Origin of the sequence: Streptomyces sp. NPDC090106 (genome assembly GCF_044747265.1) — a bacterium.
GTDB lineage: Bacteria > Actinomycetota > Actinomycetes > Streptomycetales > Streptomycetaceae > Streptomyces.
The window spans coordinates 113,986-127,150 of sequence record NZ_JBIVDS010000010.1; the positions used below are offsets into that span (position 1 = coordinate 113,986).

Below are 13,165 nucleotides of genomic sequence, written 5' to 3' on the forward strand. Positions count from 1 at the left end.
AAGGACGGGGCCCTGCCGCGGGTCCGTACCGCCCCGCGGACCGCGCTGTCGGCGTCCAGGTCACCCGCCGTACACTCCCGGAGTGACCGTCACCGCAACATCCGTGGACGAGCCGGACCAGGCCCAGGAGCCCGCGTCCGCCTCGCGCGGAGCACGTCTCCTGCGCCTCGTCCCGGCCCTCGCCGCCGCGCTCTCCGGAGTGCTCCTCTACGTCAGCTTCCCGCCGCGCACCCTGTGGTGGCTCGCCCTGCCGGCCTTCGCCGTTCTCGGCTGGGCGCTGCGGGGCCGGAGCTGGAAGGCGGGACTCGGTCTCGGCTACCTCTTCGGCCTCGGCTTCCTGCTGCCGCTGCTGGTGTGGACGGGCGTCGAGGTCGGTCCCGGGCCGTGGATCGCGCTGGTGGTCATCGAGGCGGTCTTCGTCGCGCTGGTCGGGGCGGGCATCGCCACCGTCTCCCGGCTGCCCGGCGCACCGGTGTGGTCCGCCGCGCTGTGGATCGCCGGTGAGGCGGCACGCGCGCGCGTGCCGTTCGAGGGCTTCCCCTGGGGCAAGATCGCCTTCGGCCAGGCCGACGGGGTCTTCCTGCCCCTCGCGGCCGTCGGCGGCACACCGGTGCTCGGTTTCGCGGTCGTCCTGTGCGGCTTCGGTCTCTTCGAAGCGGTCCGGCTCGGCGTCGAGCGGCGCCGCACCGGGCAGCTGCGGCGCCCGGCAGCCGTCGTCGCCCTGCTGAGCGTGGCCGTCCCCGTGGCGGGCGCCCTCGCCGCCCGCACCCTGGTGAGCGACGAGGCCGAGAACGGCACCGTGACCGTCGCCGTCATCCAGGGCAACGTGCCGCGCGCGGGGCTGGACTTCAACGCCCAGCGGCGGGCCGTGCTCGACTACCACGCGCGCGAGACCGAGCGGCTGGCCGCGAAGGTCAAGGCCGGCAAGGTGGCCAAGCCCGACTTCGTGCTGTGGCCCGAGAACTCCTCCGACGTCGACCCGTTCGCCGAGGCCGACGCGGCGGCCGTCATCGAGAAGGCCGCCACGGCGATCGGGGTGCCGATCTCGGTCGGCGGGGTCGTCGAACGGGACGGCAAGCTCTACAACGAGCAGATCCTCTGGGACCCGGTCAAGGGACCCGTCGACACCTACGACAAGCGCCAGATCCAGCCGTTCGGCGAGTACCTCCCGCTGCGCTCCCTCATCGGGGCGATCAACAGCGAATGGACGTCGATGGTCCACCAGGACTTCAGCCGGGGCACCGAACCGGGCGTCTTCACCATGGCCGGGGCCAAGGTCGGCCTGGTCACCTGCTACGAGGCCGCCTTCGACTGGGCCGTGCGCTCCGAGGTCACCGACGGCGCCCAGCTCATCTCCGTGCCCAGCAACAACGCCACCTTCGACCGCAGCGAGATGACCTACCAGCAGCTCGCCATGTCCCGGGTGCGGGCCGTCGAGCACAGCCGGACCGTGACCGTGCCGGTCACCAGCGGGGTCAGCGCGATCATCATGCCGGACGGCCGGATCACCCAGAAGACCGGCATGTTCGTCGCCGACTCCCTCGTCCAGAAGGTGCCGCTGCGCTCCTCCGAGACACCCGCCACCCGGCTCGGCATCCTGCCGGAGATCGCCCTGGTGCTGGTCGCCGCGGGCGGACTGGGCTGGGCGGTCGGCTCGGCGGTACGCAACAGGCGGGCGGGCTCGGCCGGTTAGGGTCGAGGTCATGGCTACTCCCGAGTTCATCAGCGCCCTCCGTGAAACCGCCGGACACCAGCGGCTGTGGCTGCCCGGCGTCACCGCCCTCGTCTTCGACGACGAGGGCAGAGTGCTGCTGAACCGGCGCACCGACACCGGCCGGTGGTCGGTGATCGGCGGCATCCCCGAGCCCGGCGAGCAGCCCGCCGCCTGCGCCGTGCGCGAGGTGTACGAGGAGACGGCCGTGCGGTGCGTGGCCGAGCGGATCGTCCTCGTGCAGGCCCTGGAGCCGGTCACCTATCCCAACGGCGACGTCTGCCAGTACATGGACACCACCGTCCGGTGCCGTGCCGTCGGCGGGGAGGCCAAAGTCAACGACGACGAGTCGCTGGACGTGGCGTGGTTCGCGGTGGACGCGCTGCCGGAGCTGAACGACTTCGGGCTGTTCCGGATCAAGCAGGCGCTGACCGAGACACCCACGTGGTTCGACCCCACGGGAAACCTCTGAAGTATGGGTTGCGACCACATGGGGTGAGGTGAGGGCGCTGCCTAGGGTCATGCCATGACAGCAGCCCGCCCCCTCCCGGCCCCCCACGCCCCCGCGCTCGACCTCGCCGGCCGCACCGCTCTCGTCACCGGTGCCGCCGGCGGCATCGGCCGCGCCTGCGCGCTGCGGCTCGCCGCCGCCGGTGCCGAGGTCAGGGCGGTCGACCGGGACGCGGCCGGCCTGGCGGAACTGGCCGCGGGCGCGACGGGCCTCGCGGGCACCGTGGAACCCCACGTCCTGGACCTCACCGACCTGGACGCCGCCGAGTCGGCCGCCGCCGGGACCGACGTCCTCGTCAACAACGCCGGACTCCAACTGGTCCGGCCCATCGAGCAGTTCCCGCCCGACGTCTTCCACACCGTGCTCACCGTGATGCTGGAGGCCCCGTTCCGCCTGATCAGGGGCGCGCTCCCGCACATGTACGGCCAGGGCTGGGGCCGGATCGTCAACGTGTCCTCGGTGCACGGGCTGCGTGCCTCCGCCTACAAGTCCGCCTACGTCGCCGCCAAGCACGGGCTGGAAGGGCTGTCCAAGACGGCCGCGCTGGAGGGCGCGCCCCACGGCGTCACCTCGAACTGCGTGAACCCCGCCTATGTGCGCACCCCCCTCGTCGAGAAGCAGCTCAGGGACCAGGCACGGGCGCACGACATCCCCGAGGAGCGGGTCCTGGCCGAGGTGCTGCTCCAGGACAGCGCGGTCAAGCGGCTCATCGAACCGGAGGAGGTCGCCGAGGCCGTCGCCTATCTGTGCGGCCCGCAGGCGTCCTTCGTCACCGGCACCTCGCTCGTCCTCGACGGCGGCTGGACCGCCCACTGAACCGCCCCGCACCGCCCTGCACGGCCCACCGCCCCGCGGTCCTGTCGCCGCTCGTCGCGGGGGCGGGCCCTGGCTCGTGGGGTCTCCGGGCCCGGGGTGTCGTCCTCGCCGGTCGCGGGGCCGGGCCCGGAGTTGTCCACAGGGCTGACGGGACCGGCGCGCGATGAGTGATCCTGTGGGCATGTCCCGCGATCACGCGCAGTCCACCGAACGCCCCACCGGCAGCGCCGAGGCCCCCTTCCTCGACCTGCTGGCCAGGGGCGCCTCGGCCGACGCCTACGAGCAGCCGGTGCTGATCGCCCGCGCCGAGGGACGGTCGGCCGAGCGGATCGCCGCGCTCGAACAGGCCAAGGCGGTCGCCCTGCGCGTCCGCTCGGAGCTGGAGGGGCGCCGCCGCCGCGAGGCCGAGCTGTCCGCGCTGTTCGAGACGGCACACGACCTGGCGGGCCTGCGCGACCTCGACGCCGTGCTGCGGGCGATCGTCCAGCGCGCACGGTCCCTCCTCGGCACGGACATCGCCTACCTCAGCCTGAACGACCCGGCCAGGGGCGACACCTACATGCGGGTCACCGAGGGCTCGGTCGCCGCCCGCTTCCAGCAGCTCCGCCTCGGCATGGGCGAGGGCCTCGGCGGCCTCGTTGCCCAGACGGCCCGCCCCTACGTCACCGACGACTACTTCCGCGACGAGCGCTTCCAGCACACCCGGACCATCGACGCGGGCGTGCGCGACGAGGGCCTCGTCGCCATCCTCGGCGTGCCCCTGACCCTGGGCGACCACGTCATCGGGGTCCTCTTCGCCGCCGACCGGCGCGCCCGCGTCTTCGAACGCGAGCAGATCGCCCTCCTCGGTTCCTTCGCCGCCCTGGCCGCCGCCGCCATCGACACCGCCAACCTGCTCACCGAGACCCGCTCGGCCCTCGCCGGACTGGAGCGGGCCAACGAGATCATCCGCGACCGCAGCGGGGTCATCGAACGGGCCTCCGAGATCCACGACCGGCTCGCCGAACTCGTCCTGCGCGGCGGTGGGGTCCACGACGTGGCGGCGGCCGTCACTGAGGTCCTCGACGGCACCGTCGAGTTCCTGGAGGCCCCCGCCGCCCCCGCCGGGGCACTGGAGGCCTCCCGAGCCGAGGGCCGCGCGGTCCGCCACGGCGACGGCTGGATCGCGGTGGTGGCCGCGGGCGGCGAACTGCTCGGCGCCCTCGTCCTGCACGGCCACCCCGGCCTCGACCCCGTCGACCAGCGCACCCTGGAACGCGCCGCGATGGTCACCTCGCTGCTCCTGCTCGCCCGACGCTCCGCCGCCGAGGCCGAACAGCGTGTGCGCGGCGAGCTGCTGGACGACCTGCTCGACGCCCGCGACCGCGACCCACGCCTGCTGCGCGAGCGCGCCGCCCGGCTGCGTGCCGATCTCGACGCCACCCACGTCGTCCTCGCCGCCCGCCTGGAGGCCACCGCGCGCGACGCCGAGCAGGAGGCGGACGCCCGCAGACGCCTGTGGTCCGCCGCGTCCCACCTCGCCGCCACCCGGCACGGCCTGGCCGCCGCCCGCGACGGCGGCACCGTCCTGCTGCTGCCCCTGGAACCCGGCGACACCGCCACCGCCCTGGCCCGGCGCACCGCGGGCCACCTCGGCACCGCCGTCCACGAGGCCGTCACCGTCGGCGCCTCCGCCCCGGTGCGGGACCTCACCGCCCGCCCGGACACCGTGGCCGCCGCCTACGAGGAGGGCCGTCGCTGCCTCGACGCGCTCCGGCTCCTCGGGCGCTCCGGGGACGGCGCCGCCGCGGAGGACTTCGGGTTCCTGGGCCTGCTCCTCGCAGGTGACCGGGACATCCGGGGCTTCGTCGACCGCACCATCGGCCAGGTCGTCACCTACGACGACCGGCGCGGTACGGATCTGCTGCGCACCCTCGACGCCTACTTCGCCTGCGGCATGAGCCCCGCCCGCACCAAGGACGCCCTGCACGTCCATGTGAACACCGTCGCCCAGCGCCTGGAACGCGTCGGCCGTCTCCTCGGCGCCGACTGGCAGAGCCCCGCCCGCACCCTGGAGATCCAACTCGCCCTGCGCCTGCACAAGTTGGCGGCACAGACCTGACCCCCGCACGCGCGAGGCGTACGGGGGCCGGAACCATGTGGCTCAGACGGTGCGGGCGTCCGCGGCCGTCGCCCTCGTCCGTTCCGCCGTGCCGGCGTCGCCGGAGCCGACGGAGGTGAGATCCCGTTCGCGCGTCTCCTTCGCGACGCCCACGGCGATCAGGGTCAGCACGACCGCGCCGATGACGTACAGCGCGATCGGGGTCGAGCTGTCGTGCTCGGCCAGCAGCGCCGTCGCGATGAGCGGCGCGGGCGCACCCGCCGCCACCGAGGCGAACTGGGCGCCGATGGACGCCCCGGAGTAGCGCATCCGGGTCGCGAACATCTCCGCGAAGAAGGCCGCCTGGGGCGCGTACATGGCCCCGTGCAGGACCAGGCCGACGGTGACGGCGAGGACCAGGTTGCCGAAGCCCGCCGTGTCGACGAGGGAGAAGAACGGGAACATCCACAGACCCACGCCCGCGGCGCCCAGCAGATAGACGGGACGCCGCCCGATCCGGTCCGACAGCGCGCCCCACAGCGGGATCACCGCGAAGTGCACGGCCGAGCCGATCAGCACCGCGTTCAGCGCCGTCTGCTGGGAGACACCGGCCGAGGTCGTGGCGTAGACGAGGATGAACGCCGTGATGACGTAGTAGCTGATGTTCTCCGCCATGCGCGCGCCCATCGCCACCAGCACATCGCGCCAGTGGTGCCGCAGGACCGCGACGACCGGGAGCTTCTCCGCGGCGTCCGCGGACGCCTTGCGGGACTCGGCGCGGGCCAACGCCTGCCGGAACACGGGGGATTCGTCGACAGAGAGACGAATCCACAAGCCGACGACCACCAGGACTCCGGAGAGCAGGAACGGTATGCGCCAGCCCCAGCTGGTGAACGCGGCGTCCGAGAGGGTCGCGGTGAGCAGCGAGAGCACACCGGTGGCGAGCAACTGCCCGGCGGGCGCCCCGGTCTGCGGCCAGGACGCCCAGAAGCCGCGCCGCCGCGCGTCCCCGTGCTCGGACACCAGCAGCACCGCCCCGCCCCACTCGCCGCCGAGCGCGAACCCCTGGACGAGGCGCAGCACGGTCAGCAGGACGGGCGCCGCACTGCCCACGGTCGCGTGGGTGGGCAGCAGTCCGATCGCGAACGTCGCCCCGCCCATCAGCAGCAGGCTCAGCACCAGCAGCTTCTTGCGGCCCAGCCGGTCGCCGTAGTGCCCGAACACCAGGGCGCCGATGGGCCGGGCGGCGAACCCGACCGCGTACGTCAGGAACGACAGCAGCGTGCCGACGAGCGGGTCGGAGTCCGGGAAGAACAGCTTGTTGAAGACGAGGGCGGCGGCGGATCCGTAGAGGAAGAAGTCGTACCACTCGATCGTCGTGCCGATGAGGCTGGCGGCGACGACGCGCTTCAGGTTGCCCGGGGTCGCGGGTGCGGGTGGGACGGATGCTGCGGAGGCCATGAGCGCCACTTCCTCGTGTGCCGTGGGGACGGAGACGTGCAGTACGTGCTGGCACACGGTAGGAACGCTCAGGTGAGGCTGATATGTGGTGGGGCTACATAGTTCTCCTAGGAGGTATGCGTGCGAACGCTATGCCTCGGCGTGGAGACCTGGAGGCCTGAAGGTCTCAGGGACCTAGAGCGGAGCCGGTGAGGAGGCGCCCGCGATCAGGAGGCGGGGGCTGCCCGAGCCGTCGGCGGGGACGCTCCACAGGTCGCTGCTGTCGACGTCGCCGTCGGTGGGCAGGGCGTAGGCGAGGGTGTCGTCGTCCAGCCAGGTGGCCTGGTCGTCGACGCTGTGGCGTTCGGCGAGCGGTGTCTCGCGCAGGGTGTCCAGGTCGAGGACGTACTCGCGCCACAGGTCGGTGCGGGACAGGACACGCTTCTTGAAGGCGATCCGGGTCCCGTCGGGGGACAGGGACGGGCACTCCACGTTCTCGGTCAGGGTGGTCACCGACTCGCCGGAGATCGAACCCCGCACCAGATAGGTCTTGTTGGCGGTGTTGAGGGTGGCGTAGAAGGTGTCGTCGTCGGCGGCGAAGGTGACGCCCCAGAAGTTGACGTCCGCCGCCTTGTAGGACTTGCCGTCCAGGGTGATGGAGAACGTCTCCAGGCTGGGGATCAGCTTCATGGTGCGGGTGTCCAGGATCGACGTCCGGGTGGAGAAGAAGGCGGACGCGTACGACTCCCCGGAGACGAAGACCGTCCAGGCGGCGAAACGGCCGCTCGGGGAGACCCGGGCCCGGCTGGGGGTGCCCGCGAGAGGGAACGTTTTCTCGGTACGGAGGTCGGCGTCCAGCAGCAGCGCCTTGTTGCTCTGCTTGAGGACACCCGGATCGGACTGGAGGCAGACGCCGGTGCCCGCCGCCGCGTAGAAGCGGGCGCACTTGAGGTCGGACGCGGTGCGCCCGCCCCCGGGGTTGGCGGAGGCCACGGAGGCGACCGCGGTGCGGTGCGGGCCCGAGGCGCCGTTGACGAAGGTCAGCCGGTTCTTCTGGTCGAGCGTCAGTTTGCCCGAGCTGACGGCCGGGCCGCCGGACTGCGGCTGGTTCGCGCGGTCCGCGCGGGCGGCGGCCTTGAGCACCAGGCCGGTGCCCAGGCCCGCGAGCAGCAGGACCGCCGCGGCGAATACGAGCAGGCGGCGGCGGAGCGAAGTCATCTGGATCCCTGTGGCTTTCGTTCTTGCGGGGGAGGGTGTTCTCGTTCCGGTCGGGGCGCTCATCGGGCCCACCGGCGGGTGCTCGGCGTGCTCCGTCCGCGGGTGTTCATCGTGTCCCGCTCGCGGGTGCCGGGCGGAGCACCCTGCTCGCGACGAGCGCGCAGCACAGCAGGCCCACCGCCGACGCGGCGAGCGCCGGTCCGTCGCCCCACAGCGTCCAGGCGGCGCCGAAGCCGAGCGAGCAGCAGAACCGGGCGAGCGCCTGGCTGGTCCCGACGATGGCGAGGCCGCTGGCCCGCAGATGCTCGGGTACGACGGAGGCCAGCGCGGCGGGGAGCACCCCGTCCGTCGCCGCGTAGAACACACCGTGCAGTGCCAGCACCGTGGGGACGAGCAGCCCGGTGTCCGGGGCCCACAACAGGAGCCCGTACGCGGTGAGCAGGCTGACGTGCCCGGCGAGGAACACCGTGCGGCGGCCGATCCGGTCGGCCAGCGCGCCCAGGGGCACGGCGAGCAGCAGGAAGACCACGGCGGTGCCGAGCGGCAGCAGCGTGAACCACTGCTCGCCGACCCCGGCCCGGCGTTGCAGCAGCAGGTACAGGAACGCGTCGCTGACGGTGGTGAGTCCGAGCAGCGCGGCACACCCGGCGAGCGCCCTCAGGCGCGGCAGCCGCAGCAGGGCGAGGGCCTCGGCCAGCCGGACGGGCGGCTTGGTGTCTCGCGGGCGGTCCCCGGCACCGCCGTCCCCGGAGGTCCCGGAGGTCCCGGAACCCTCGTCGGCCCCGGCCGCTTTCCCAGTCCCGGCCGGTTCACCGGTCCCGGCCGGTTCACCGGTCCCGGCACCACCGGCCCCGGCCCCCTCGGGTGCCGGCCGCCGCCGGGGCACGAACAGGACGAGCACGATCACGCCGAGCACGGCGACGCACGCGCTCACCCCGAACACGGCGTCGTAACCGTCGGCCGCCGCCTGGAGGATGAGGAACGCGGCGAGAGGGCCGAGCATCGCTCCGGTCGTGTCCATCGCGCGGTGCACGCCGAACGCCCGGCCCTGTTTCTCCAGGGGGGTGGACAGCGAGATCATCGCGTCGCGCGGGGCGGTGCGCAGCCCCTTGCCGGTGCGGTCGAGGGCCAGGACCGTGCCGAGCGCGGCGAAGCTGCCGGCGATCAGGAGCAGCGGCTTGCACAGCGCGGACAGGCCGTAGCCGATCCCGGCCAGCAGCTTGTGGTTGCGCACCCGGTCGGCGAGATGCCCGCCGGTGAGCTGGACCAGCGCGCTCACCCCGTTGTACACGCCGTCGAGGGCGCCGAACCCCAGCGGGCTGAAGCCGAGCGTGGTGAAGAGGTAGAGCGGCAGGACGGCGGTGACCATCTCCGAGGAGATGTCCGTGATCAGGCTGACCGTGCCCAGGACGAGCACGACAGGGGCCACCTTGCGCCCCGGGCCGCGTCTTCGGCCCGGTTCGGCGTCCTCCCTCGGTGCGGCGGATCGTTCGGTGAGGTACATGATCGGAACTCCACGTGCTACGGCAGAACTTCAGGCGGGTTACGGCGTCGGGTGCGCGGGGGATCAGCCCTGCCGGCTGCTGTCGTCCCGCAGCCAGGTGTCGAAGTCCCTTGCCCGGATGGCCCTTTCGGCCCGTCGCCGCGCCACCAGCGCCGCGGCGACGAAGACGGCGACCCCGAGGAACAGGCGCGGCTCCTTGCGGAGCATCGCCTTGAGGTCCGCCGTGCTGGTGCGCGCCGACGCCTCCTGGGGCCGCTGGTGCTGTTCGACCTGGGCGGTGGAGACGGCCGCGCGGATGCGGCGCCTGATGAGATCGCGCCAAGTACGCGGCGGATGCACCACGACCCGGGCCGCGTCCACCACGCGCCGTTCCGCCGCGGTGAAGGCGAGGGAAGCGGCCAGGTCGTCGGCCATCAGCGGCGGGAGCGCGGCGATCCGCGCGTGCCCGGACTCGGACACGGCGATGACCCCCCGCCCGAACAGGCCCTCGCGCACCGCGGGCAGGCGCTGCCACACCTGGTAGTACGCCCTCACCCGCCAGGCGCAGGCGGCCAGCGGGAGCTGCCGTTCGGGGGCGGTGGCGAGGACACCCGAACCGTCGTCGGCCAGGGGCGCGACGAGGGCCCGTACGTCCGCGCCCGTGATCACGACGTCGGCGTCCACGTAGATCCGCGGGAAGCCGACGGCGTGGTCGTCGCCGGTGCGCAGGGCGGCGTGCTTGGAGGGGACGGGGGTCTCAACCACCCTGACGCGCGGGCCGTGTTGGGCCGCGACGCGCGCCGTGTCGTCCGTGCAGCCATTGCACACGACCACGATGTCGACGTCGTCCTCCGGGGCTCCGGAGGGCTCGGCGAGCAGGGAGTCGAGGAGCCGTCCGATGACTCGCGCCTCGTTGTGCGCGGGGATCACGATGCTCGTCACCTGGGCAGTATGACGCCGGTGTCGCGATTGCGATGTGTGTTTCGTCCAACTGTTCCCGTGACTGCCGTCAATGGTCTAGATTGAGGATCACCGCGCCGGTGAGGCAGGGGATCTCACCTCTGGGGGCTTGTCAAAGCGCGGTCGTGGAAACCGGATTGGAAACGGATAGTAACCAATTTGCAAAGGGCGTCCGGTGGTTGGGGAACCGCCGATCGTCCTTCTTGATTGATTTCTAGCTTTGAATTTCGGCGCCGCCGCGTGGAGGAGACACGTCGGTGCCGATCCGGCCCTGGCTGTGGGCTGACGACCGTATCTCTCGTTCACTGACAGCCAGGGGTAACTGCGCGTGTGGTGGGGGGCCATGACCATTGAGGTCACGCACGAGCAAGTGGATGTGGAACACATACGTCCGGAAGCTCGCCGAAGACCCTGGGATCGGAAGTACCGGACTGTCCTGCTGGTCGCGGACGGTCTCGTGGCCGTTGTCGCGGCTCTGCTGATCCACGGAGCGTACGGCCGCTGGGCGGTGGCACTGGTGCTGCCCCCGGCGTGGATCGGAGCGATGTTCGTCCATCGTTCCTACGACCGCAACGCCCTGGGGCTGGGCACCGAGGAGTACCGACGGGTGCTTCGCGGAGCCGTCGTGCTGCCCGCGCTGGCCGCGGTCGCGCACGTGGTGTTCACCCATGATTCCGGCCTCCTTCATGACATGACCATGGCCGCGATACCTGCTGTCGCGCTCGCCCTGCCCGTCCGCTACGCGCTCCGCCGCCGGCTGCACCGGCGCTGGGCGCGCGGCCGGGACGGCAGTGCGACGCTCCTGGTGGGTCCCTCGCACGGGGTCCTGGAACTCGTCGCCGTGCTCCGGCGCTCCGGCGGACAGGAGCTGCGGGTCGCCGGGGTGTGTCTGAGCGACGCCCAAGCCGTCGCGGACATCCGCAAGTTGGGGATACCCGTGCTCGGCGGCGTCGACGACATGAACGACGTCGTCCGCGCCATGGGCATCGCCACCGTGGTCGTCCTGCCGGCACCCGAGCTCGACGCCTCCGTCGTACGCCGGATGTCCTGGTCGGTGGCCGCGCAGGGCGTCGACTTCCTGCTCGCCCCGATGCTGACGGACGTCTCCGCGGACCGGCTGACCGTCCGGCCCACCAACGGAGTGCCGCTGGTGCGGATCCAGGCGCCCAAGCTCTCCCGGGCCGCACGGCTGCCCAAGGAACTGCTGGATCGTTCCTTCGCCGTGCTGCTCCTGCTGTTCCTGGCGCTGCCGCTGCTGCTGATCGCCCTCGTCGTCCGGATGGACAGCTCAGGACCCGCGCTCTTCCGCCAGCAGCGGGTGGGCCGCTACGGCGACCACTTCACCATGTTCAAGTTCCGCACCATGCGCCCGGATTCGGAAGCCCTCAAGGCCGAGCTGGCGCATCTCAACGAGAACAGCGACGGACTGCTGTTCAAGGTGAAGCAGGACCCGCGCATCACCCGCGTCGGCTCCTTCCTGCGCCGCAGCTCCGTCGACGAACTGCCGCAGCTGCTCAACGTGGTCAGGGGCCACATGTCGCTCGTCGGCCCCCGCCCGCCGTTGCCCGAGGAAGTCGAGGAGTACACCTCGGACATCAAGCGCCGCATGCTCGTCAAGCCCGGTCTCACCGGACTGTGGCAGGTCAGCGGACGCTCCGACCTGCCCTGGGACGAGGCCGTCCGGCTCGACCTCGGATACGTGGACAACTGGTCGATGGGCCTGGACCTGTCGATCCTCGTGCGCACCGGGTCCGCGGTGGTGCGCGGCACGGGCGCCTACTGACGTGCCTACTGATGCGCCGATTGCTGAGCCGAACGACGAGCCGAACGATGAGCCGGGGGGCCAACTCATGGCGACGGACCGAGGAAAGAAGAGCGCAGTGACGCAGGAGCCGTTGGGGGTGGCGGTCGTCGGGGCCGGCTACTGGGGGCCCAACCTCGTACGCAACTTCCAGGCCAGCGACCGCTTCCGGCTGCGCTGGCTCTGCGACCTCGACGTGGACCGGGCCCAGCGGGTCCTCGGCGGCTACTCCACCGTCCAGGCCACCGCGGACTACGCGGCCGTCCTCGCCGACCCCGAGGTGGCCGCCATCGCCGTCGCCACCCCGGCCGGCACCCATCTCGACATCGCCCTGGCCGCCCTGCGCGCCGGGAAGCACGTCCTCGTCGAGAAGCCGCTCGCCGCGACCTACGCCGACGGGGTGCGCCTGGTCGCCGAGGCCGAGGAGCGCGGCCTGACCCTGATGTGCGACCACACCTACTGCTACACACCCGCCGTGGGCCGCATCCGGGACATGGTCCGCTCCGGCGAGCTCGGCGAGATCCACTTCGTCGACTCGGTCCGGATCAACCTCGGCCTGGTCCAGAAGGACATCGACGTGATGTGGGACCTCGCCCCGCACGACCTGTCGATCCTCGACTTCATCCTCCCCGACACCGTCGAGCCGGTCGCCGTCGCCGCCCACGGCGCCGACCCGATAGGCGCCGGACAGGCCTGCGTCGCCTATCTGACGCTCACCCTCAACACCGGTGCCATCGCGCACGTCCACGTCAACTGGCTCTCGCCGACCAAGGTGCGCACCACCATGGTCGGCGGCGCCAAACGCACCCTCGTCTGGGACGACCTCAACCCGCTCCAGCGGGTGGCCGTCTACGACCGGGGCGTGGACCTGGCCTCGCCGCAGGAGATCGGCGCCGACGAACGCCGGGACATGCTCGTGTCGTACCGCTCCGGCGACATGGTCGCGCCCGCCATCGGCGAGAAGGAGGCGCTGCGCAGCATGGTCGAGGAGTTCGCCGACTCGATCACCGAGAAGCGGGCGCCGCTCACCGACGGCCGGGCGGGCCTGCGGGTGCTGGACATCCTGGAGGCGGCGTCCCGCAGCCTCGAGTTCAAGGGCGCGGTCGTCGGCCTGCGCGCCGGGCGTTGACCGAACCAATTCGCTG

10 protein-coding genes are annotated in these 13,165 nt (G+C 72.2%); 6 read left to right on the top strand and 4 right to left on the bottom strand.

The window, feature by feature from the left end; all coding sequences use genetic code 11:
• The first annotated feature begins 82 nt into the window (after nucleotides 1-82).
• From lnt to ACIPSE_RS30260, 4 genes are all read left to right on the top strand, one after another.
• Nucleotides 83-1,693 carry an apolipoprotein N-acyltransferase gene (gene lnt / locus ACIPSE_RS30245; protein WP_401668560.1) on the top strand — a complete coding sequence of 537 codons (1,611 nt, stop codon included), beginning with the start codon at nucleotides 83-85 and terminating at the stop codon, nucleotides 1,691-1,693.
• Nucleotides 1,694-1,703: 10 nt separating this feature from the next.
• Nucleotides 1,704-2,183: an NUDIX hydrolase gene (locus ACIPSE_RS30250; RefSeq protein WP_401668562.1), complete on the top strand. Its 480-nt coding sequence runs from the start codon at nucleotides 1,704-1,706 to the stop codon at nucleotides 2,181-2,183.
• Nucleotides 2,184-2,237: 54 nt separating this feature from the next.
• Nucleotides 2,238-3,038, top strand: coding sequence for a 3-hydroxybutyrate dehydrogenase (locus ACIPSE_RS30255; protein WP_401668564.1), 801 nt, complete (start codon nucleotides 2,238-2,240; stop codon nucleotides 3,036-3,038).
• A gap of 181 nt (nucleotides 3,039-3,219) precedes the next feature.
• Nucleotides 3,220-5,139, top strand: a complete 1,920-nt coding sequence (locus ACIPSE_RS30260) for a helix-turn-helix domain-containing protein (RefSeq protein ID WP_401668566.1) — start codon at nucleotides 3,220-3,222, stop codon at nucleotides 5,137-5,139.
• A gap of 42 nt (nucleotides 5,140-5,181) precedes the next feature.
• Here the strand turns inward: ACIPSE_RS30260 and ACIPSE_RS30265 are convergent, their stop codons facing one another.
• From ACIPSE_RS30265 to ACIPSE_RS30280, 4 genes are all read right to left on the bottom strand, one after another.
• Complete coding sequence (locus tag ACIPSE_RS30265) at nucleotides 5,182-6,579, bottom strand: MFS transporter (RefSeq protein WP_401668569.1); 1,398 nt, start codon at nucleotides 6,577-6,579, stop codon at nucleotides 5,182-5,184.
• 174 nt (nucleotides 6,580-6,753) lie between these two features.
• Nucleotides 6,754-7,776 carry a TolB-like translocation protein gene (locus ACIPSE_RS30270; protein WP_401668571.1) on the bottom strand — a complete coding sequence of 341 codons (1,023 nt, stop codon included), beginning with the start codon at nucleotides 7,774-7,776 and terminating at the stop codon, nucleotides 6,754-6,756.
• 106 nt (nucleotides 7,777-7,882) lie between these two features.
• Entirely contained in the window at nucleotides 7,883-9,280 is a 1,398-nt protein-coding gene (locus tag ACIPSE_RS30275; RefSeq protein WP_401668573.1) for an MFS transporter, read from the bottom strand.
• Between the two features lie 63 nt (nucleotides 9,281-9,343).
• A complete protein-coding gene (locus ACIPSE_RS30280; protein ID WP_401668576.1) occupies nucleotides 9,344-10,201 on the bottom strand; it encodes a glycosyltransferase in 858 nt (285 codons plus the stop codon).
• Nucleotides 10,202-10,676: 475 nt separating this feature from the next.
• On the opposite strand from ACIPSE_RS30280, the gene ACIPSE_RS30285 reads away from it, so the two are divergent.
• Together ACIPSE_RS30285 and ACIPSE_RS30290 are read left to right on the top strand one after the other, a co-directional pair.
• Nucleotides 10,677-12,002, top strand: coding sequence for a sugar transferase (locus tag ACIPSE_RS30285; RefSeq protein ID WP_401668579.1), 1,326 nt, complete (start codon nucleotides 10,677-10,679; stop codon nucleotides 12,000-12,002).
• Nucleotides 12,003-12,099: 97 nt separating this feature from the next.
• On the top strand, nucleotides 12,100-13,149 hold the full coding sequence (locus ACIPSE_RS30290) for a Gfo/Idh/MocA family protein (RefSeq protein WP_401668581.1): 1,050 nt from the start codon (nucleotides 12,100-12,102) through the stop codon (nucleotides 13,147-13,149).
• Nucleotides 13,150-13,165: the final 16 nt, after the last annotated feature.